Origin of the sequence: Paraburkholderia sp. BL18I3N2 (assembly GCF_003001875.1) — a bacterium.
Taxonomy (GTDB): Bacteria; Pseudomonadota; Gammaproteobacteria; order Burkholderiales; family Burkholderiaceae; genus Paraburkholderia; species Paraburkholderia phytofirmans.
This window is the reverse complement of the sequence record NZ_PVNC01000014.1, coordinates 141,016-160,956: the sequence shown is the minus strand read 5'-3', so window position 1 is coordinate 160,956 and position 19,941 is coordinate 141,016. Positions and strand designations below refer to the sequence as shown.

Sequence of the window (19,941 nt, the reverse complement as noted above, 5' to 3'; positions counted from 1 at the left end):
GCGCGTCGCGCCGGCACGCGTCGCAGCAAACGGTGCATGATCCGCGCGCGGCAACGGCCGCGGCCGCGGTGTGCGCACGTGTGGATGCCGCCAGGATTTTGCTGGGGTTGGGGCCCTGCTTTACGGTATAATCCGTTTTTCCCGCGAGCATCCAGCGATGACCAAATATGTTTTCGTCACCGGCGGCGTAGTATCTTCCCTCGGCAAGGGTATTGCCGCCGCTTCCCTCGCCGCGATCCTCGAATCGCGCGGTCTTAAAGTCACCCTCCTCAAGCTCGATCCCTACATCAATGTCGACCCCGGCACGATGAGTCCGTTTCAACACGGCGAAGTGTTCGTGACGGAAGACGGAGCGGAGACTGACCTCGACCTCGGCCACTATGAGCGCTTCATCAGCACGAAGATGCGCAAGGCCAATAACTTCACCACGGGCCAGATTTACGAATCGGTGATCCGCAAGGAACGCCGCGGCGATTATCTCGGCAAGACGGTGCAGGTCATCCCGCACATCACGAATGAAATCCAGGCGTTCATCGAACGCGGCGCGGCTTCCGCGACGTGCGGTGAGCCGGACGTCGCCATCGTCGAAGTGGGCGGCACAGTGGGCGACATCGAATCGCTGCCGTTCCTCGAGGCAGCCCGTCAAATGAGCCTGCGCATGGGCCGCAACAGCGCGTGCTTCGTGCACCTCACGCTGGTGCCCTGGGTCGCCACGGCTGGCGAATTGAAAACCAAGCCCACCCAGCACAGCGTGCAGAAGCTGCGCGAAATCGGTATTTCGCCACACGTGCTGCTGTGCCGCGCCGACCGCCGCATTCCGGACGACGAGCGCGCCAAGATCTCCATGTTCTCGAACGTGCCGGAAGACGCCGTGATTTCCGTGTGGGACGCGGACAGCATCTACAAGATTCCGCAGATGCTGCACGATCAAGGTCTGGACGCGATCATCTGCGAAGAACTCAAGCTCACGCCGAAGGCCGCGGATCTGTCCATGTGGTCCGACCTCGTCGAGAAGCTGGAGCATCCGAAGCACGAAGTCACGATCGGCATGGTCGGCAAGTATGTCGATCTGACCGAGTCGTACAAGTCGCTGATCGAAGCGCTGCGCCATGCGTCGATGCATACGTCGACCAAGGTCAACATCGAATACATCGATTCGGAAGAGGTCGAGACGCAAGGCGTCGAAAGCCTCAAGCATCTGGACGCCGTGCTCGTGCCGGGCGGCTTCGGCCGTCGCGGCACCGAAGGCAAGATCGCCGCGATCCGCTATGCGCGCGAAGCGAAGGTGCCGTATCTCGGCATCTGCCTCGGCATGCAACTCGCCGTGATCGAATTCGCACGCGACGTGGTCGGTCTGAAAGACGCGAACAGCACCGAGTTCGATCAGGAAACGCCGAACCGCGTGGTCGCGTTGATCACCGAGTGGTACGACCGCGAAGGCCGCGTCGAGAAGCGCACGGAAGAGTCGGATCTGGGCGGCACGATGCGCCTCGGTTCGCAACGTTGCCCGATCAAGCCCGGCACCATGGCCGAAGAGATTTATGGCAAGGACGTGAACGAACGCCATCGCCACCGTTATGAAGTCAATAACCGCTTCGTGCCCCAACTCGAAGCCGGCGGCCTTATCATCAGCGCCCGTACTCCGAGCGAAGATCTGCCGGAAATGATGGAATTGCCGCGCAGCATGCACCCGTGGTTCGTCGGCGTGCAGTTCCACCCGGAATTCACGTCAACGCCGCGTGACGGCCATCCGCTGTTCAAGTCGTTCGTCGAAGCGGCGCTCGCGCATCGCGAGGCGGCCAGGCCGGTCGCAGTCGGGGAGAAAGCATGAAACTGGGCGATTTCGAAATCGGGCTCGACAAGCCGTTTTTCCTGATCGCAGGCACCTGTGTCGTCGAATCCGAACAGATGACGATCGACACAGCCGGCCGGCTCAAGGAAATCTGCGCGAAGCTGAACATTCCGTTCATCTACAAATCGTCATACGACAAGGCTAACCGCAGCAGCGGCAAGTCGTTTCGCGGTCTGGGCATGGACGAAGGTTTGCGGATTCTGTCGGAAGTGAAGCGTCAGCTCGGTCTGCCGGTGCTGACCGACGTTCACGCCGAGCACGAGATCGAGCAGGTCGCCTCGGTGGTCGACGTATTGCAAACGCCGGCTTTCCTGTGCCGTCAAACGGACTTCATTCACGCTTGCGCGCGTTCGGGCAAACCGGTCAACATCAAGAAAGGCCAGTTTCTCGCACCGGGCGACATGAAGAACGTGATCGACAAAGCGCGCGATGCCGCCCGTGAAGCAGGTTTGTCGGAAGACCGCTTCATGGCGTGCGAGCGCGGTGTGTCGTTCGGTTATAACAACCTCGTGTCGGACATGCGTTCGCTCGCGATCATGCGCGAAACCAACGCGCCGGTCGTTTTTGACGCCACTCACTCGGTGCAGTTGCCGGGCGGGCAGGGCACGAGCTCGGGCGGTCAGCGCGAATTCGTGCCGGTGCTGGCGCGTGCCGCGGTGGCGGTGGGCGTGTCGGGGCTCTTCATGGAGACTCACCCGAATCCGGCTGAAGCCAGGTCGGACGGTCCGAACGCCGTGCCGCTGCATCGCATGGCCGACCTGCTCGAGACGTTGGTTACACTCGATCAGGCGGTCAAGCGCGCGCCGTTCCTCGAAAGCAATTTCAACTGATTCAGGCGTTCACGGCGTGTCACGAGCGGTATGCACAATCGTGGCACGCGGCGAATGCACGCAATGGTCGTCGAACGTATCTGCGCGCAGGTAGTTTGCCGGGGAGACCGGTGCTCTGCACGGGACCGAAGTGAGCGATGAAGCGCTGACTCCGGATCGTCAGGCGCCAGATACAGTGTCACAGTAAAGAATTCAACGTCATTTCTTGAGGAAACCATGAGTGCTATCGTAGATATCATCGGTCGAGAGATTCTCGATTCGCGAGGCAACCCCACCGTCGAATGCGACGTGCTGCTCGAGTCGGGCACGATGGGCCGCGCCGCGGTGCCGTCGGGCGCGTCGACGGGTTCGCGCGAAGCCATCGAACTGCGCGACGGCGAAACCGGCCGTTACGGCGGCAAGGGCGTGCTGAAGGCTGTCGAGCACATCAACACCGAAATCTCCGAAGCGATCATGGGCCTCGACGCTTCCGAGCAGGCTTTCCTCGACAAGACCCTGCTGGAACTCGACGGCACGGACAACAAGTCGCGCCTCGGCGCGAACGCGATGCTGGCTGTCTCGATGGCCGTCGCGAAGGCCGCCGCTGAAGAAGCCGGCCTGCCGCTGTACCGCTACTTCGGCGGCTCGGGCGCGATGCAACTGCCGGTGCCGATGATGAACATCGTCAACGGCGGCGCGCACGCGAACAACAGCCTGGACATCCAGGAATTCATGATCGTGCCGGTCAGCCAGCCGACCTTCCGCGAAGCACTGCGCTGCGGCGCCGAAGTGTTCCACGCGCTGAAGAAGATCCTGTCGGATCGCGGCATGAGCACGGCAGTCGGCGACGAAGGCGGCTTCGCGCCCAACTTCGGCAGCAACGACGAATGCCTGTCGACCATCCTGCAAGCCATCGAGAAAGCCGGCTACCGCGCCGGTGAAGACGTGCTGCTTGCGCTCGACTGCGCAGCGAGCGAGTTCTACCACGACGGCAAGTACCAACTGGCCGGCGAAGGCCTGCAACTGTCGTCGACGGAATTCGCGGACTATCTCGCGAACCTGGCCGACAAGTTCCCGATCGTGTCGATCGAAGACGGCATGCACGAAAGCGACTGGGCGGGCTGGAAGATTCTGACCGACAAGCTCGGCAAGAAGGTGCAACTGGTGGGCGACGACCTGTTCGTCACCAACACGCGCATCCTGAAGGAAGGCATCGAGAAGGGCATCGCCAACTCGATCCTGATCAAGATCAACCAGATCGGTACGCTCACTGAAACCTTCGCGGCGATCGAAATGGCCAAGCGCGCCGGCTACACCGCAGTGATCTCGCACCGTTCGGGCGAAACCGAAGATTCGACGATCGCGGATATCGCGGTCGGCCTGAACGCCGGTCAGATCAAGACGGGTTCGCTGTCGCGTTCGGACCGCATCTCGAAGTACAACCAGTTGCTGCGCATCGAAGAAGACCTCGGTGATATCGCCACCTACCCGGGCAAGTCGGCGTTCTACAATCTGCGCTAATGACTGGTTCGCTGGCGCTGACCGATGAGCCGGTTATCCTTCGTTTCTGATTGACCCCGCCGCCCTGCGTATAGCGCAGGGCGGCGTGTATTTATTGTGCTTACTTCATGCGGCTTGTCACTGCTGTCCTGATCGTTCTACTGGCGCTGATCCAGTACCCGCTCTGGTGGGGGCACGGCGGTTGGTTGCGCGTGCACGAGTTGCAGCAGCAACTGGCGCAGCAGGTGCAAAAGAACGCCGATTCGAAACTGCGTAACGAGCGCATTCAAGGCGAAGTGCAGGATTTGCAGAACGGCACGGCCGCTGTCGAAGAACGCGCGCGTTATGAAATGGGCATGGTGAAGGACGGCGAAGTGTTCGTGCAGTTTGTTTCGCCGAACGCGCCGTTGCCGTCCGCGAACACGCCTTCGGTCACGACCTCCACGCGAGGCGAGATGTCGGCGGCGCCGCTGCATGTGGTACCGAATCCGGAGTCGCGCGCGAAGCCGGATCGCAAGCACGGTGGTAAGGCGGCTGCTGCGAAAGACAAGAAGCCTGCGCACTGAGCGTCGCCGTAGCACGACAACGGTTCAGGTCGACGGATGCAAAAAAGGCACGGTGAGAACCGTGCCTTTTTCTTTGACCTCGCCCGCGGCGCGCGGAGTCGCGATTGCCGCCGCTCACCAGCCCCAATACGACCCGTAGCCGACGCCGACGCCCGTACCCCAGCCGTGTCCCCAACCACCGCCGTAATAGCTGCCGTAGACGGTGACAGGCGGCGTGTAGTAACGCGACCACGCCTGCGCCGCGTTATCGGCCGCAATCGCCTGATTCTGCTCGGCCATCACCTGGCGGTCGATCGCGTCATAGCGCTGGCGTTCTTCGGGCGTCAGCGGTTGGGCGGTGGCGGCCATGCCCGACTGGTCGGCGGGCAGCCGGCTATAAATCGGCGACGGGCCCGGCGGATCCATCATGCAACCCGCCAGCGCGCCACTCCCGATCAAAACAGCCAGCACAGCGACCGTGCGCGCAGGGCGCAGCAGCGGGATCATCGAAGTAGGGTGGTTCATGTTCGATCTCCATCGGCCGGATGCCTAAGCAAATCATGCGCCGCGCGCACCGCCAATGATTCAACGCAATGATCAAAGATACTGCGCCGCCCGAGCCCTGAAAAGGCAGCGGGCGGCGCGGTATTTTTACTGCCGTGATACGGGCGTGATGAGCCTCCGTTCCGCGCACGTGAAATGCGCGCTGAACGGCGACTCGCTCAGTGCCGCTGTTCAGCCGCGGGCGTCACACCTTGTGAGAGCGCCTCGGCGACGAAAAGTTGCGCCACGTCGACCGGATCGAATTCGTAACGCTGATTGCAGAACTCGCAATGAATCTCGACATGGCCGCGCTCTTCGAGCACGCCGTCGACTTCCTCGCGGCCCAGCATCTTCAGCATGCCGCCGACTTTTTCGCGCGAACACGTGCACTCGAAGCGCGCCGTCGCCGGTTCGAAATGCTGGACGTTTTCCTGCCAGAAGAGGCGCCGGAAGATCGTTTCCGGTTCTTCCTTCAGCAACTCGTCTTGCGACATCGTGCCGCCCAGCGTGCAGACGCGCTCCCACGTGTCCGCGTCCAGATCGCCCGGATGCGGCACGATGCCGCCGTCGCCCGGCAGTTTTTGCAGCAGCATGCCGACCGCGCGCTCGGTGTTCGCGGCGAGCCACAGGCGCGTGTCGAGCTGCTCCGAGTGATGCATGTAATGCTCGAGCACTTCGGCCATCGAGTTGAGCGGGCCGTCCACGCCCGACAACGGCACGATACTTTGATACGGCTGCTGACCGGGCTGCTTGCTGGCCGGGTCGAGCGTGATCACGCAGCGGCCGTGGCCGCTCGCGTTCAGCAGGTCGACCATGCTGGTGGTCTCGCCGATTACGTTGGCCGCTTCGCCGGACAGCTTGGCGGTTGCGCGCATCGACAGATCGGAGCCGCATTGCACCACCAGCATCTTGACCGGGCCGTCGCCGAAAATCTGCATGATGAGCGTGCCGTCGAACTTGAGATTCGCCGACAGCAGCGCGCACGCCGCCATCATTTCGCCCAGAACCGTGCGCACCGGCGCCGGATAGTCGCGGCGCGTCAGCACTTCCTGCCAGGTGTTGCGCAGGGAAACGATCTCGCCGCGCACCGGCGCGGCGCTGAACATGAATTTTTGCAACTGGTCGCTCACAACTTTTCCTCGGTCAAATGACGCAGCATGATGCCGCGCCGTGCGCGCCGCGCGCTCCGGCTGGTTAGCCGATGCGCACGAGCTGCGCCTTGTAATATTCGCGGCGCTCGGCATAGGTCGCCGCGCCGCGCTGCATGTTGGCGATATCCGTCTCGGTCAGTTCGCGCACCACCTTGGCGGGCGCGCCGAGAATCAGCGAATTGTCGGGAAAGACCTTGCCTTCGGTGACGACGGCGCCCGCTCCGACCAGACAGTTGCGGCCGATTACCGCTCCATTCAAGACCACGGCCTGAATTCCGATCAGCGAACCTTCCTTGATCGTGCAGCCGTGCAGCATGACCTGATGGCCGACTGTCACGTTTGGCTCGATCGTGAGCGGAAAACCGGGGTCGGTGTGCAGCACGGAATTTTCCTGCACGTTGCTGCCGGCGCCGATGGTGATCGGCTCGTTGTCGCCGCGAATCGTCGCGCCGAACCAGACGCTGGCGTTCTCGCCGAGCGTCACGTTGCCGATGATGCTCGCCGAATCCGCGACAAAGACGCTTTCATGGATGGTCGGGGCGGCTTCGCCAAGCTTGTAAATGGTCACGGTGTCTCCTCTTGATCGCTCGCTACGTGCGCAGGGCAGGCGCCGAACTGGCCGGAACGTGTTGCCTTGCCGGGCTGTCCCGCCTCGCCGGCGCCTTGGGCGCGTTGGATGGTCGAATCGGGTATTGTAAACGGTTGTGTGGTTCGGTCGCTTGGTCCGGCCGCAGGGCGCTCGCTTCGGGCTCGGGTTGGGGTCCGTATTGATGCGGCGTGGAGCGTGTCCTGATTGCCTGGCCGCCCTGCTGTTCGAGTTGACGTTCACGCAATGGCCGCGCGGCCGTGCCTGGACGGCCAGTTCGCTGCTCAGGCTGCCGTTCACGCAATGGCTGCGTGGCCGTGTCTGGATAGCCGTTTCGCTGCTCAGGCTGCCGTTCACGCAATGGCACCGCGGCCGTGTCTGGACAGCCGTTTCGCCGCTGAGGTTGCCGTACACGCAATGGCTGCGCGGCCGTGCGTCGATGGCCGGTTCGCTGTTCAGGCTGCGCGTTCGCGCAATTGCTGCGTGGGCTTGGCGGGATGGCCGCTTCACCGCCCAAGCCGCCGCTCACGCAGCGTGGGCGCGGCTGTGCCTCGACGGCAGGTTCGCTGCTCCGGCTACCGTTCGCGCAATTGCGCCGTGGACTTGCCTGGACCTCCGCATGCTGACGCGTCGACTGCCAAGAATTTTGTTGTTTCCGCTGGCCATGCCGTTTTTGGTTTTCTTTGCTGTTTCCTCGTCGATCCGTTTGCCATGATGTCCGCCGCACCGTCCGTTTCGCCTGATTCACCGACCGCTGATGCCGCGCGCCAAGCCCTTTGCGCGCGCACCGCAGCGCTCGCCGCATTGCGCGAAGCCGATCCGGCCGCCAAGGCCGCGTCGGCCCGCGCGCTCTACGCCGCAGTGCTCGACGGCAGCATGGCATGCGCCGCTCACGCCGAACTCGCCGAACCGTCCGGCCTGCCGGGCCGTCCCGCGCGACCCGACCTGGTCGATCCGCGCGGTTTGAAGCGACGCAGCATGCAAGCGCCACAAGGTCGCGCGGTTCTGCTGCACGCACTCGCGCACATCGAATTCAACGCCATCAACCTCGCGCTCGACGCAGTCTGGCGCTTCGCCGGCATGCCCGCCGCCTTCTACACCGACTGGCTCAAGGTCGCCGCCGAAGAGGCCTACCACTTCTCCCTGCTGACCGCGCGCCTCGCGGAGTATGGCCACGTCTACGGCGATTTTCCCGCCCACGACGGCCTGTGGGACATGTGCGAACGTACGCGCGGCGACGTGCTGGCGCGCATGGCGCTGGTGCCGCGCACGCTCGAAGCCCGCGGCTTGGACGCCTCGCCGCCAATCCGCGCGCGTCTGCTGCAGGCGGGCGATCAAGCGTCGGCGGCGATTCTCGACGTGATCCTGCGCGACGAAATCGGCCACGTGCTGATCGGCAACCGCTGGTTCCGACATCTGTGCGATGCCGGCGGCCTCGACCCTCACGAGACATACACGCGCCTCGCCGACCAGTATCACGCACCGAAATTACGCGGTCCGTTCAATTTCGAGGCGCGCCGCGACGCCGGTTTCGACGAAGCCGAACTGGCCGCGCTGGCCGCCGTGGCGGGCCTGGACGCGCAAGAAGCGGCGCCGCCGTCCGCCGGCGACTGAGACTACCTTCGCCATCCGGTCCCGCGCATCGGCGGGCTATCTCGTTATAATCGAACGACCATTCTTTTTTGGACGTGCCGTTCATGAACACTTCCCAGTCTGAATTCGTTGCCGTGCGCGGCATCCGTCTGCATGTGCGGCGTTGGGGCAATCCGGACGCGCAGATGCTCTTCATGCTGCACGGCTGGATGGACGTGGCCGCTTCGTTCCAGTTCGTCGTCGACGCGCTGGGCGGCGACTGGCAGGTGCTGGCGCCGGACATGCGCGGTTTCGGCCTGTCGGACTGGCCGGTGGCGGAGCACGGCGGTGGCAACTACTGGATTCAGGACTATCTGGCGGATCTCGACGCCTTGCTCGACCACTACGCGCCGACCGGCGAAGTGAATCTGGTCGGCCACAGCATGGGGGCAAACATCGCCTGCGTGTACGCGGGCGTGCGGCCGGAGCGGGTGCGGCGGGTAGTCGATCTGGAAGGCTTCGGTCTTGCGCCGTCGCACTCGGCGCAAGCGCCCAAACGCCTGCGCAACTGGCTCGACGAATTGCGCGATCCGCCGCAATTGAAGCGCTACGCGTCGCTCGACGACGTCGCCGCACGCCTGATCAAAACTAATCCGCGGCTCGACCCGCAGCGCGCGCGGTTTCTCGCGCAGCATTGGTCGAAGCCGGACGGCGAGGGGCGCTTCATGCTGCTCGCCGATCCCGCGCACAAGCTGCGCGGCCCGGCCCTGTACCGCCTCGACGAAGTGATGGCGACCTGGCGCAAGGTAAGCGCAAAGGTGTTGCACGTGGAGGCGGCCAACTCGCCGACGCTCGCGCAGATTGCCGGAGAAATTCCGCTCGACGAATTCAAGGCGCGCTTTCAGGCGTTCCCGGACTGGCGCGAGAAGATCATCGACGGAGCGGGGCACATGGTGCATCACGACCAGCCGGAACAGGTGGCCGCGTTGATCGAGGGATTCTGCGCGTAGCGCTTTCGGAAAGTTCGAGGGTTTCCGACGCGGTCGCTTCCGGGCGTTCGTTTTGAGATAGCTCTGCGTCCGCTTACTGCGTTGCAGTAAAATGAGTGCAGAACCTTTTCCAGACAACGATGAACGCCGACCTCCACTGTCACTCCACCGTTTCCGACGGCCAGTTCGCGCCGGCCGACGTCGCGCGCCGCGCGCATGCGGGCGGCGTGACGCTGTGGGCGCTGACCGATCACGATGAGCTGGGCGGGCAGCACGAAGCGCGGAGCACCGCCGAATCACTCGGCATGGGCTATCTGAGCGGCGTCGAGATTTCGGTTACCTGGGCTTCGCGCACGGTGCACATCGTCGGGCTGGGCATCGATCCGACCAGTTCGATCCTGATCGACGGCCTCGCGCGTACGCGCAACGGCCGCGCGGCGCGGGCGGAGGCGATCGGCGAGCAACTCGCCACGCTCGGCATTCCTGACGCCTATCAGGGCGCGCTCAAATACGTGTCGAATCCGGACATGATTTCGCGCACCCATTTCGCGCGCTTCATGGTGGAAAGCGGCTACGCCAGTTCCACGCAGGACGTGTTCACCCGCTTTCTCGGCGACGGTAAACCGGGCTACGTAGCGCACCGTTGGGCCAAACTGGCCGACGCGGTCGGCTGGATCCAGGCCGCCGGCGGTGAAGCGATCATCGCGCATCCAGGCCGCTACGCGTATTCGCCAGTCGAATTCGACGCATTTTTCGCCGAATTCATCGATCTCGGCGGCAAAGCGATCGAGGTGGTGACGGGCAGCCACACGCCGGATCAGTACCGCGAATACGCCGACGTCGCGCGCCGTTTCGGTTTCGAGGCGTCGCGCGGGTCCGACTTCCACGCACCCGGCGAAGGCCGCGTCGATCTCGGCACGCTGCCCCCGCTGCCCGCCGATCTGAAACCCGTCTGGGAACGCTGGCTGTGACCGCGCCGTGCCGTCGCGGCACGTCATCGACGAAAGCAGGCCGAGCGCGGCGCATATCTTCGGCCGCACGTCAGCCGCAACTCGATTTGCCATCTATTCGCTTTCCATCCGTGAGCCAACGTTAGCCGCCATGTCCCAATACTTCCGGCTTCATCCTGATAACCCGCAGCCGCGCCTCGTCAAGCAGGCCGTGCAGATCATCAACGATGGCGGCGTGGTCGCGTTACCGACGGACTCGAGCTACGCGCTCGCCTGCCATCTGGACGACAAAGACGCGGTCGAGCGTCTGCGGCGCATTCGCGGACTCGACGAGAAGCAATTGCTGTCGCTGCTGGTGCGCGACCTGTCGGAGCTCGCCAATTTCGCGATGGTGGACAACCGCCAATACCGGCTGATCAAATCGGTGACGCCGGGCCCGTACGTGTTCGTCCTGCAAGCGACCAAGGAAGTGCCGCGGCGCCTGTCGCATCCATCGCGCAAGACCATCGGCCTGCGCGTGCCGGACCACGCGATCACGCTGGCGATTCTCGAAGAACTCGGCCAGCCGCTACTCGGCTCGACGCTGATCATGCCGGGCGAAACCCAGCCGTTGAACGACCCGGAGGAAATCCGCGAGCGCCTCGAGAAGCAACTGGATCTGGTAATCGACAGCGGTCCGTGCGTGTGCGAGCCGTCCACGGTGATCGATCTGACCGGCGCGGAACCGGTGCTGGTGCGGCCGGGGCGCGGTTCTCTCGCACCGTTCGGCCTCGCAGAGACGGCATGAGTGAAAGCGGACAGACGCACGCAATCGCGTTGTTACAATAACGAGCTATGGATTCTTCCCTGATACAGACCATTGCGGTGTACGCGCTGCCGGTGATTTTCGCCATCACGCTGCACGAAGCCGCCCATGGCTACGTCGCGCGCTGGCTCGGCGACAATACCGCCTACGTGCTTGGCCGCGTCTCCGTCAATCCGATGCGGCACATCGATCCGCTCGGCACGATCGCGATTCCCTTGCTGCTGTACTTCGCCACTAGCGGCGCGTTCATGTTCGGCTACGCCAAGCCGGTGCCGGTCGCCTTCGGCAACCTGCGCAATCCGCGCTGGGGCAGCCTGTGGGTCGCGGCGGCGGGTCCGGCCTGCAACTTCGTGCAGGCGGTGATCTGGGGGCTGTTCGGTGTCGCGCTCGCGGTGCTGAACGTGGACGAGCCGTTCTTCACGCGCATGGCGGGAGCGGGTGTCGGCGTGAATCTCGTGCTCGGCGTGCTCAACCTGTTTCCGCTGCCGCCGCTCGACGGCGGCCGTGTGCTGATGGCGCTGCTGCCGCCGCGGCAGTCCATCACGCTGTCGCGCCTCGAACCGTACGGGTTTTTCATCGTGATGGCGCTGGTCATGACGGGCACGCTCACGCGATACTGGCTGAACCCGCTGGTCACGATCGGCTACAGCGCGATCACCGCCATTCTGACTCCTCTTGTTTCGCTTTTCTAGATAACCATGTTCCCAGACCGTATCTTCTCCGGCATGCGGCCCACCGGGTCGTTGCACCTCGGCCACTATCACGGCGTGCTGAAAAACTGGGTGCGGCTGCAGTCCGAATACCCGTGTTTCTTTTGCGTGGTCGACTGGCACGCGCTGACGACGCACTACGAAACGCCCGAAGTGATCGAGAAGAACGTCTGGGACGTGCTGATCGACTGGCTGGCCTCCGGCATCGATCCGGCGCAGGCCACGCTGTTCATTCAGAGCAAGGTGCCCGAGCACGCCGAACTGGCGCTGCTGCTCGGCATGAGCACGCCGCTCGGCTGGCTCGAACGCGTGCCGACCTACAAAGAGCAGCAGGAGAAGCTGAAGGATAAGGATCTGTCCACTTACGGCTTCCTCGGTTATCCCGTGCTGATGGCGGCGGACATTTTGCTATATCGCGGCTCGCTCGTGCCGGTTGGCGAAGACCAGGTGCCGCACGTCGAAATGACGCGCGAAATCGCGCGCCGTTTCAACTACCTGTACGGCCGCGAACCGGGTTTCGAAGAGAAGGCCAGCGACGCCGCGAAGAAGCTCGGCGGCAAGCGCGCCAAGCTCTATCACGAGTTGCGCAACGCCTACCAGCAGGAAGGCGACGACGAAGCGCTCGAACAGGCGCGTGCCATGTTGCAGGAATCGCAGAGCCTGTCGATGAACGACCGCGAGCGCCTGTTCGGCTACCTCGAAGGTTCGCGCAAGATCATTCTGGTCGAGCCGCAGGCCATGTTGACCGAAGCGTCGCGCATGCCGGGTCTCGACGGCCAGAAAATGTCGAAGTCGTACGGCAACACGATCGGCCTGCGTGAAGACGCGGAGACCATCACGAAGAAAGTCCGCACCATGCCGACCGATCCGGCCCGCGTGCGCCGCACCGATCCGGGCGACCCCGACAAGTGCCCGGTGTGGCAGCTGCATCAGGTCTACACGGACGAAGCCACCCACGAATGGGTGCAGAAGGGTTGCCGCACCGCGGGCATTGGCTGCCTCGAGTGCAAACAGCCGGTGATCGAAGGCATTCTGCGCGAACAGCAGCCCATGCTCGAGCGCGCGCAGAAGTACATGGACGATCCGTCGCTGTTGCGCGCGATCGTCGCCGACGGTTGCGACAAGGCCCGCAAGTTCGCCACGGAAACGATGCGCGACGTACGCGAAGCCATGGGGCTCTCATACAACTGACACAACTGACAAGCCGCGTCCATCTCATGAGTACTCCCGCTGCCTGTGCCGTGCATGGATTGGGCGAACCGTCGCCGTGGGTGCGCGAATGGGCGCATCTGGTCACGAAGGGCGGTGCCGTGCTCGACGTCGCGTCCGGCGCGGGAAGGCATGCGCGTTTCTTCGCATCGCTAGGGCATCCCGTCACCGCCATCGACCGCGACGCGGCGGCGCTCGACGCGCTGCGCGGTGAACCGCTAATCACTGCGCTCCACGCCGACCTCGAAGGCGCCGCGTGGCCTCTGCCAGCTGACGCAAAATTCGCCGCCATCGTAGTGACGAACTATCTGCACCGGCCGCTCTTTCCGCAGCTCTTGCACGCGCTCGCGCCCGGCGGCGTACTGGTTTACGAGACCTTCGCGCAAGGAAACGAAAGTGTCGGCAAACCCTCTAACCCGGCGTTTCTGCTGGCGCCCGGCGAGCTTCTCGACCGCGTGCGCGGCCAGCTCCGAGTGGTCGCTTTTCAGGACGGTTTTCTCGCGCAGCCGCGCCCGGCCTACGTCCAGCGGATCTGCGCAATTCTGGAGGCGGAGCGCTCAGACGACCCCGCGCAGGCGGCATCTCCGCCTTGTTACGAGTTGGCTGGCTAATCCGCTACAATCGCGGTTTACCTGATCAAATTCATGGCGTTTCATGACTAACGGCAACCAAAGCAGCAAGCTCGGCAGCAACGACAGCGTTCAGATTCGCGGCAGCATTCCCGCCATCATCACCCCGATGCTCGAAGACGGCGGCCTCGATCTGCCGGCGTTTCGCAAACTGATCGACTGGCACATCGCGGAGGGCACGAACGCTCTCGTCGTGGTCGGCACGAGCGGCGAGTCGGCCACGCTGTCGGTCGAAGAACACGTGCTGATGGTCAAGACCGCGGTCGAGCACACAGCGGGCCGGATTCCGGTGATCGCGGGCTCGGGCGGCAACTCCACGACGGAAGCCATCGAACTCACCCAGCAGGCCAGGGAAGTCGGCGCGGACGCCACGCTCCAGGTCGTGCCGTACTACAACAAGCCGACGCAGGAGGGCATCTACCGCCACTTCGCGAAGATCGCCGAAACCGTCGATCTGCCGGTGATTCTGTACAACGTGCCGGGCCGCACCGTTGCCGACATGAGCAACGAAACCATTCTGCGCTGCGCGCAGGTGCCGGGCATCATCGGTGTGAAGGAAGCGACCGGCAATATCGATCGCGCCGCGCATCTGATCAAGTCCGCGCCCGCGCATTTCGGCATCTACAGCGGCGACGATCCCACCGCGATCGCGCTGATGCTGCTCGGCGGCCACGGCAATATTTCGGTCACCGCCAACGTCGCGCCGCGCGCGATGAGCGATCTTTGCAAGGCCGCCCTGGCCGCAGACGCGAAGACCGCGCGTGAAATTCATCTGAAACTCCTGTCGCTGCATAAGAACCTGTTCATCGAATCGAATCCGATTCCAGCCAAATGGGCACTGCAGCAACTGGGTCGTGTGCAGGGCGGAATCCGCCTGCCGCTCACGCCGCTCGACGCGCAATACCACGAAGTGGTGCGCGGCGCGCTGCGCGAAGCGGGTCTGCTGGGGTAGGCGGATAGCGTCCGCGGCACCCACAGCGCCCACCCAAGCCTGTCACCGGCACTCCCTTAACCGACGTCGATCCAGCCCACGTTCCCGGCACACAGAACCAAGGCACCGCGTTCCAGCATCACGAAGGACCTCATGAAACGTTCCGCACTTTCCCTCCACGCAACCCGCATGGCGGCGCTGGCGCTTGCCCTCACGACGCTCGCCGGCTGTGACACGCTGAACGACTGGTTTGCTTCCGACCGCGTCAACTACAAGGGTGCGGGCAGCGCGCCGCCGCTCGCCGTTCCGAACGATTTGAGCACCACCAAGACCGACGAGCGGTATGTCGCACCGCCGGCCAATCTGGCCTTGGGCGGCGCGCAGAAGCGCGCGGTGACGGCCGCCGGCAATACGACCGAAGGCCAGCCGAACGCGCAGGATCCGCTCGGCATGCATATCGAGCGCGACGGCGATCGCCGCTGGCTGGTCGTCGACGGCCGCTCGCCGGATCAGCTCTGGCCGCAGTTGCAGGAGTTCTGGCAGGAAAACGGCTTCGCGCTTAAGACCGACGCGCCGGCCACCGGCATCATGACGACCGACTGGGCTGAAAACCGCGCCAACATTCCGGACGACTGGTTCCGCCGCACCGTCGGCAAGGTCATCGATTTCGCGTATTCGTCGGGCACGCGCGACAGCTTCCGCACGCTCGTATCGCGTGCGCCGGGCGACACGACCGACATCTCCATCACCCATAGCGCGATGGAAGAAGTGTTGACGGGGCAGGACAAGACGTCGTCGCGTTGGGAAGAGCGCCCGCGCGATCCGGCGCTCGAGGCGCTGTTCCTTACGAAGCTGATGCAGAAGTTCGGCCTGACCGAAGCGCAATCGAAGCAACTGCTAACCGACGCGCGTACCGCGGTCGCGCCGGCCACGATCGACCAGAGCGCGGGTGCATCCACGCTCGACCTGCCGGAGTCGTTCGACCGCGCATGGCTGCGCGTGGGCCTCGCGCTCGACCGCACCAACTTCACGGTCGACAACCGCGATCGCGCGAAGGGCATCTACTACGTGCGCTATGCGGACTCGATGCAGGAGCTCAAAAAAGAAGGTCTGCTCGGCAAGCTGTTCTACAGCGGCAATTCGTCGAAGAAGCCGACCCAGGAATTCCTCGTCAACGTGCGCTCGAAGGGCGACACGGTGACGCAGGTGGCGGTGCTGACGGCGAACGGGCAGGTCGACAATTCGTCGGACGCGCAGCGCATCGTGACGCTGCTGCATGCGCAACTGAACTAAGCGGACCGTGAGGTTCGCCAGTCTCGGTAGCGGCAGTGAAGGCAATGCATTGCTGGTGGAAGCGCAAAGCGGCGCGACCACCACGCGCGTGCTGCTCGACTGCGGTTTTTCAGCCAAGGAAGTCGAGCGGCGGCTGACGCGGCTCGGCGCGAGCGTCGAAAGTCTCGACGCGATTCTGATTACGCATGAGCATAGCGACCACATTGGCAGCGCGTTGACGCTGGCGCGCAAGTGGTCGATTCCGTTGTATATGAGCTGGGGCACCGCCCGCGCGGTGGGCGCCGACGAGGCCGATGTCGACCTGCAGGTGCTGTGGGGCGACGAAGCGGTCGCGATCGGCGACCTCAGCATTCTTCCTTATACCGTTCCGCACGACGCCCGCGAGCCGCTGCAATACGTGCTCTCGAACGGCGCGAGCCGACTCGGCGTACTAACGGATGTCGGCACGTCCACGCCGCATATCAGCTCGGTGCTGAGCGGCTGCGACGCGCTGGTGCTCGAATGCAATCACGACGTGCGGATGCTGGCGGGCAGCCGCTATCCGCAGTCGTTGAAGGCGCGCATCGGCGGCAATCATGGGCATTTGAACAACGACGCGGCGGCTGAAATTCTCGCTTCGCTCGACCGTTCGCGATTGCGCCATCTGGTTGCCGCGCATCTGAGCCAGCAGAACAATCTGCCTGAATTGGCGCAGGCCGCTATGGCCGGTGTGCTAGGCGCGGCGCCGACGGAAGTGGTGGTGGCTTCGCAGGATGAGGGATTTGCCTGGCTGAGCGTGTGATACGCGTCTGACGTTCGGCCCCCGGCGCGGCAGATGCCGCAGCGCCATGAAAAAAGCCCATAACGACTGCTCGTTATGGGCTTTTTTCCTTCGAAGCGGGGGGTTCGAACGCCCCGCCCCGAATCACGCTTAGTTGCGATTGCCGCCGAAGATACCGAGCAGCGCCAGCAGGTTGACGAATACGTTGTACAGATCCAGGTAGATCGCGAGCGTGGCGGTGATGTAATTCGTTTCACCGCCGTTCACGACGCGCTGAACGTCGAACAGCATGTAGGCCGAGAAGATGACGATGGCCATGACCGACACCGTGAGCATCAGCGCCGGCAAATGCAGGAACACGTTCGCGACCGATGCGAGCAGCAGCACGATGACGCCCATGAACAGCCACTTGCCGAGACCCGAGAAGTCGCGCTTGCTGACCGTGGCGATGGTTGCCATCGACGCGAAGATCACACCAGTGCCACCGAAGGCGAGCATGATCAGCGACGGGCCGTTCGAAAAGCCGAGCACGAAGCTCAGGATGCGCGACAGCATCAGGCCCATGAAGAACGTGAAGCCGAGTAGCACGAACACGCCGGCCGCGCTGTCTTTGGTCTTCTGGATGGCGAACATGAAGCCGAAGGCGATCGCGAAGAACGCCAGCATGCTCATGGCGGGACTCGTGGCGGCGAACAGCGAGAAGCCGGTGGTAAGGCCCACCCACGCGCCCAGCACTGTCGGAATCATGGACAGCGCGAGCAGCCAGTAGGTGTTCCGTAGCACGCGGTTACGCGTTTCGACCGTGCTGACCGCGCCATTGCGGCCAAAGCTATACGGATGATCGTTCATGGTCTCTCCTTACCTCAGAAGCGTGATGCGTATGGTTGTGATGCGGGTTAAAGCGGACTGTAGCGAGTCGTGCGCGCCGGTGGGATTTCCTGCCCGCTGGCCGCGGCGCTCTCATCCCTAAGATTGGCGCGCGGGCGGGGAGTTTCAATGCCCTGAAAATACCCACACGGCTACGCTACCAGTAATCGGAAACTCCTGCTTGGAGTCTTTCAACACTGTAAGGGTTCAATCGCAATCATACACGGGAACATGCTACAATAGCGGATTCATTTGAATCTGTAACCTCTTAATTTTTTGGAGTTTTTATGGCGATCGAACGCACCCTGTCGATTATCAAGCCGGACGCAGTGGCCAAGAACGTGATCGGCCAGATCTACAGCCGTTTCGAAAACGCTGGTCTGAAGATCGTGGCTTCGCGCATGGTTCACCTGTCGCGCGCCGACGCGGAGAAGTTCTACGCTGTGCACGCTGCACGTCCGTTCTTCAAGGACCTGGTCGATTTCATGATCTCGGGCCCGGTGGTCGTGCAAGCGCTGGAAGGTGAAAACGCCATCCTGAAGCACCGTGACCTGATGGGTGCAACGGACCCGAAGAAGGCGGAAAAGGGCACGATCCGCGCCGACTTCGCTGACAGCATCGACGCGAACGCAGTGCACGGCTCCGACGCTGCTGAAACCGCGGCAGTCGAAATCGCGTTCTTCTTCCCGCAAGTGAACGTCTACTCGCGTTAAGCAGAGCTTGCCTCGCGCGATTCGTGCAGCCGACTGGTTTTATCGCACGAATCGCCCGGCAAAGTAGTAAGGTAAAAGCAGCAGGAATGGGCGCGAACGGCATTGCGTTCATGCAGCTTGTTGCATGAACGCAGTCTCGCACTGAAATGGCAGGATTCGATATGACGAGCAATCCCACCGTCAACCTTCTCGACCTCGACGCCCAAGGGCTCGTCGCCTACTGCGACAGCCTGGGCGAGAAGCCGTTTCGCGCCAAGCAATTGCAGCGCTGGATTCACCAGTACAACGCTGCCGACTTCGACGGCATGACCGATCTCGCGAAGTCCTTGCGCGAAAAGCTCAAAGGGCGCGCCACGATCTCGATGCCGGGCATCGTCAGCGACAATATTTCTACCGACGGCACACGCAAGTGGCTGATCGACGTCGGCAACAGCAACGCGGTCGAAACCGTCTATATCCCCGAAGAAACGCGTGGCACGCTGTGCGTGTCGTCGCAGGCCGGGTGCGCGGTCAACTGCCGTTTCTGTTCGACCGGCAAACAGGGTTTCTCCCGCAATCTCACCACCGCCGAAATCATCGGCCAGTTGCGCATGGCCGAGTTCGCGCTGCGCGCGTCGCGCGGTATTGATGGCGGCCGCGCCACGGGCGGCGACGGCAAGGGCGAGCGGGTTGTCACGAACGTCGTGATGATGGGCATGGGCGAGCCGCTGCTCAATTACGACGCAGTCGTGCCGGCCATGCGCCTGATGCTCGACGACAACGCCTACGGCCTGTCGCGCCGCCGTGTCACGCTGTCCACCTCGGGCGTCGTGCCCATGATGGACCGGCTCGGCGCCGATCTGCCGGTAGCGCTCGCGGTCTCCTTGCATGCGCCTAGCGATCCGCTGCGCGACATGCTGGTGCCGCTGAACAAGAAGTATCCGCTGCGCGAACTGATGGCGGCTTGCCAGCGCTATCTGAAGGTCGCGCCGCGCGACTTCATTACGTTTGAATATTGCATGCTCGACGGCGTCAATGACAGCGAAGCGCAAGCGCGCGAATTGCTGGCGCTCACGCGCGACGTGCCGTGCAAGTTCAACCTGATTCCGTTCAATCCGTTCCCCGAATCGGGCCTCATCCGCTCGAAACCGGAACAGATCAAGCGGTTTGCACAAGTGTTGATGGACGCGGGCGTCGTCACCACGGTGCGTAAAACACGCGGCGATGATATCGACGCTGCCTGCGGTCAGTTGGCCGGCGCGGTGAAAGACCGCACCCGCCTCGCTGAGCGCACCGGGAAGGCAGCCAAGGTGATCGAGGTTCGCGCCGTGTAATCGCGCGGGAACGGCAGGGCGCCGGCGTCCGGAGAAAACTCCGCGAACGCGCGACAACCTGCTGTGCCGGCGTCGATTGAAAAGAAAGTTTGCAGAAGCGATCGGAAGCGGCGCACAAGGCCGCACATTTTGTTATAAACGGTCTGCGATTCGGACGTGAGGCTTGAGCCCGTCCGGGTTGCACGAGTGAAAAAGAATCGACGCGAAAGGATTT

At 63.3% G+C, this 19,941-nt stretch carries 20 protein-coding genes; 16 read left to right on the top strand and 4 right to left on the bottom strand.

Annotation, left to right across the window (positions count from 1 at the left end):
* Positions 1 to 157: 157 nt before the first annotated feature.
* The 4 genes from B0G75_RS28870 to ftsB all read left to right on the top strand — a co-directional run bounded on the left by B0G75_RS28870 (position 158) and on the right by ftsB (position 4,727).
* Complete coding sequence (locus B0G75_RS28870; protein WP_106313448.1) at positions 158 to 1,831, top strand: CTP synthase; 1,674 nt, start codon at positions 158 to 160, stop codon at positions 1,829 to 1,831.
* Complete coding sequence (gene kdsA, locus B0G75_RS28865; RefSeq protein ID WP_106313447.1) at positions 1,828 to 2,682, top strand: 3-deoxy-8-phosphooctulonate synthase; 855 nt, start codon at positions 1,828 to 1,830, stop codon at positions 2,680 to 2,682. Before B0G75_RS28870 ends, kdsA begins: the two co-directional genes overlap by 4 nt.
* A 216-nt stretch (positions 2,683 to 2,898) precedes the next feature.
* Positions 2,899 to 4,182, top strand: coding sequence for a phosphopyruvate hydratase (gene eno, locus B0G75_RS28860; RefSeq protein WP_106313446.1), 1,284 nt, complete (start codon positions 2,899 to 2,901; stop codon positions 4,180 to 4,182).
* A 107-nt stretch (positions 4,183 to 4,289) separates the two neighbouring features.
* Positions 4,290 to 4,727: a cell division protein FtsB gene (ftsB, locus tag B0G75_RS28855; RefSeq protein ID WP_106313445.1), complete on the top strand. Its 438-nt coding sequence runs from the start codon at positions 4,290 to 4,292 to the stop codon at positions 4,725 to 4,727.
* A gap of 114 nt (positions 4,728 to 4,841) precedes the next feature.
* Here the strand turns inward: ftsB and B0G75_RS28850 are convergent, their stop codons facing one another.
* The 3 genes from B0G75_RS28850 to B0G75_RS28840 all read right to left on the bottom strand — a co-directional run bounded on the left by B0G75_RS28850 (position 4,842) and on the right by B0G75_RS28840 (position 6,968).
* Positions 4,842 to 5,231, bottom strand: a complete 390-nt coding sequence (locus B0G75_RS28850) for a hypothetical protein (protein ID WP_106313444.1) — start codon at positions 5,229 to 5,231, stop codon at positions 4,842 to 4,844.
* 197 nt (positions 5,232 to 5,428) lie between these two features.
* Positions 5,429 to 6,379, bottom strand: coding sequence for an Hsp33 family molecular chaperone HslO (gene hslO / locus B0G75_RS28845; protein WP_106313443.1), 951 nt, complete (start codon positions 6,377 to 6,379; stop codon positions 5,429 to 5,431).
* Positions 6,380 to 6,443: 64 nt separating this feature from the next.
* Entirely contained in the window at positions 6,444 to 6,968 is a 525-nt protein-coding gene (locus B0G75_RS28840) for a gamma carbonic anhydrase family protein (RefSeq protein ID WP_106313442.1), read from the bottom strand.
* A gap of 732 nt (positions 6,969 to 7,700) precedes the next feature.
* On the opposite strand from B0G75_RS28840, the gene B0G75_RS28830 reads away from it, so the two are divergent.
* From B0G75_RS28830 to B0G75_RS28785, 10 genes are all read left to right on the top strand, one after another.
* Positions 7,701 to 8,600: a ferritin-like domain-containing protein gene (locus B0G75_RS28830; protein WP_374956926.1), complete on the top strand. Its 900-nt coding sequence runs from the start codon at positions 7,701 to 7,703 to the stop codon at positions 8,598 to 8,600.
* An 83-nt stretch (positions 8,601 to 8,683) separates the two neighbouring features.
* On the top strand, positions 8,684 to 9,568 hold the full coding sequence (locus tag B0G75_RS28825) for an alpha/beta fold hydrolase (protein WP_106313482.1): 885 nt from the start codon (positions 8,684 to 8,686) through the stop codon (positions 9,566 to 9,568).
* 119 nt (positions 9,569 to 9,687) lie between these two features.
* On the top strand, positions 9,688 to 10,518 hold the full coding sequence (locus B0G75_RS28820; protein ID WP_106313439.1) for a 3',5'-nucleoside bisphosphate phosphatase: 831 nt from the start codon (positions 9,688 to 9,690) through the stop codon (positions 10,516 to 10,518).
* 130 nt (positions 10,519 to 10,648) lie between these two features.
* Complete coding sequence (locus B0G75_RS28815; protein WP_012433541.1) at positions 10,649 to 11,284, top strand: L-threonylcarbamoyladenylate synthase; 636 nt, start codon at positions 10,649 to 10,651, stop codon at positions 11,282 to 11,284.
* Between the two features lie 47 nt (positions 11,285 to 11,331).
* A complete protein-coding gene (locus B0G75_RS28810; protein ID WP_012433540.1) occupies positions 11,332 to 11,994 on the top strand; it encodes a site-2 protease family protein in 663 nt (220 codons plus the stop codon).
* A 6-nt stretch (positions 11,995 to 12,000) separates the two neighbouring features.
* Positions 12,001 to 13,203: a tryptophan--tRNA ligase gene (locus tag B0G75_RS28805; protein ID WP_012433539.1), complete on the top strand. Its 1,203-nt coding sequence runs from the start codon at positions 12,001 to 12,003 to the stop codon at positions 13,201 to 13,203.
* A gap of 26 nt (positions 13,204 to 13,229) precedes the next feature.
* The gene (locus B0G75_RS28800; RefSeq protein ID WP_106313438.1) at positions 13,230 to 13,832 is read left to right on the top strand and encodes a bifunctional 2-polyprenyl-6-hydroxyphenol methylase/3-demethylubiquinol 3-O-methyltransferase UbiG; all 603 of its coding nucleotides are present in this window, start codon (positions 13,230 to 13,232) and stop codon (positions 13,830 to 13,832) included.
* Positions 13,833 to 13,875: 43 nt separating this feature from the next.
* Positions 13,876 to 14,802, top strand: a complete 927-nt coding sequence (gene dapA / locus B0G75_RS28795) for a 4-hydroxy-tetrahydrodipicolinate synthase (RefSeq protein ID WP_106313437.1) — start codon at positions 13,876 to 13,878, stop codon at positions 14,800 to 14,802.
* A 132-nt stretch (positions 14,803 to 14,934) separates the two neighbouring features.
* Positions 14,935 to 16,074, top strand: a complete 1,140-nt coding sequence (bamC, locus tag B0G75_RS28790; RefSeq protein WP_106313436.1) for an outer membrane protein assembly factor BamC — start codon at positions 14,935 to 14,937, stop codon at positions 16,072 to 16,074.
* 7 nt (positions 16,075 to 16,081) lie between these two features.
* Complete coding sequence (locus tag B0G75_RS28785) at positions 16,082 to 16,855, top strand: MBL fold metallo-hydrolase (protein WP_106313435.1); 774 nt, start codon at positions 16,082 to 16,084, stop codon at positions 16,853 to 16,855.
* Positions 16,856 to 16,984: 129 nt separating this feature from the next.
* On the opposite strand, the gene B0G75_RS28780 is transcribed toward B0G75_RS28785, so the two are convergent.
* Positions 16,985 to 17,683: a Bax inhibitor-1/YccA family protein gene (locus B0G75_RS28780; RefSeq protein WP_012433534.1), complete on the bottom strand. Its 699-nt coding sequence runs from the start codon at positions 17,681 to 17,683 to the stop codon at positions 16,985 to 16,987.
* Positions 17,684 to 17,988: 305 nt separating this feature from the next.
* Here B0G75_RS28780 and ndk point away from each other — a divergent pair, with 305 nt between their 5' ends.
* Together ndk and rlmN are read left to right on the top strand one after the other, a co-directional pair.
* Positions 17,989 to 18,414, top strand: coding sequence for a nucleoside-diphosphate kinase (gene ndk / locus B0G75_RS28775; protein WP_012433533.1), 426 nt, complete (start codon positions 17,989 to 17,991; stop codon positions 18,412 to 18,414).
* A gap of 161 nt (positions 18,415 to 18,575) precedes the next feature.
* Entirely contained in the window at positions 18,576 to 19,727 is a 1,152-nt protein-coding gene (gene rlmN / locus B0G75_RS28770; protein WP_106313481.1) for a 23S rRNA (adenine(2503)-C(2))-methyltransferase RlmN, read from the top strand.
* The last annotated feature ends 214 nt before the right edge of the window (positions 19,728 to 19,941 follow it).

Excerpts from the sequence above, each read along its gene's own strand:
- B0G75_RS28810 (WP_012433540.1), top strand. The coding sequence starts at position 11,332 with ATGGATTCTTCCCTGATACAGACCATTGCGGTGTACGCGCTGCCGGTG.
- ftsB (WP_106313445.1), top strand. The coding sequence starts at position 4,290 with ATGCGGCTTGTCACTGCTGTCCTGATCGTTCTACTGGCGCTGATCCAG.
- B0G75_RS28820 (WP_106313439.1), top strand. The coding sequence starts at position 9,688 with ATGAACGCCGACCTCCACTGTCACTCCACCGTTTCCGACGGCCAGTTC.
- ndk (WP_012433533.1), top strand. The coding sequence starts at position 17,989 with ATGGCGATCGAACGCACCCTGTCGATTATCAAGCCGGACGCAGTGGCC.
- B0G75_RS28825 (WP_106313482.1), top strand. The coding sequence starts at position 8,684 with ATGAACACTTCCCAGTCTGAATTCGTTGCCGTGCGCGGCATCCGTCTG.
- B0G75_RS28870 (WP_106313448.1), top strand. The coding sequence starts at position 158 with ATGACCAAATATGTTTTCGTCACCGGCGGCGTAGTATCTTCCCTCGGC.
- kdsA (WP_106313447.1), top strand. The coding sequence starts at position 1,828 with ATGAAACTGGGCGATTTCGAAATCGGGCTCGACAAGCCGTTTTTCCTG.
- bamC (WP_106313436.1), top strand. The coding sequence starts at position 14,935 with ATGAAACGTTCCGCACTTTCCCTCCACGCAACCCGCATGGCGGCGCTG.
- B0G75_RS28850 (WP_106313444.1), bottom strand. The coding sequence starts at position 5,231 with ATGAACCACCCTACTTCGATGATCCCGCTGCTGCGCCCTGCGCGCACG.
- B0G75_RS28780 (WP_012433534.1), bottom strand. The coding sequence starts at position 17,683 with ATGAACGATCATCCGTATAGCTTTGGCCGCAATGGCGCGGTCAGCACG.
- rlmN (WP_106313481.1), top strand. The coding sequence starts at position 18,576 with ATGACGAGCAATCCCACCGTCAACCTTCTCGACCTCGACGCCCAAGGG.
- B0G75_RS28830 (WP_374956926.1), top strand. The coding sequence starts at position 7,701 with ATGTCCGCCGCACCGTCCGTTTCGCCTGATTCACCGACCGCTGATGCC.
- B0G75_RS28815 (WP_012433541.1), top strand. The coding sequence starts at position 10,649 with ATGTCCCAATACTTCCGGCTTCATCCTGATAACCCGCAGCCGCGCCTC.
- B0G75_RS28800 (WP_106313438.1), top strand. The coding sequence starts at position 13,230 with ATGAGTACTCCCGCTGCCTGTGCCGTGCATGGATTGGGCGAACCGTCG.
- dapA (WP_106313437.1), top strand. The coding sequence starts at position 13,876 with ATGACTAACGGCAACCAAAGCAGCAAGCTCGGCAGCAACGACAGCGTT.
- eno (WP_106313446.1), top strand. The coding sequence starts at position 2,899 with ATGAGTGCTATCGTAGATATCATCGGTCGAGAGATTCTCGATTCGCGA.
- B0G75_RS28805 (WP_012433539.1), top strand. The coding sequence starts at position 12,001 with ATGTTCCCAGACCGTATCTTCTCCGGCATGCGGCCCACCGGGTCGTTG.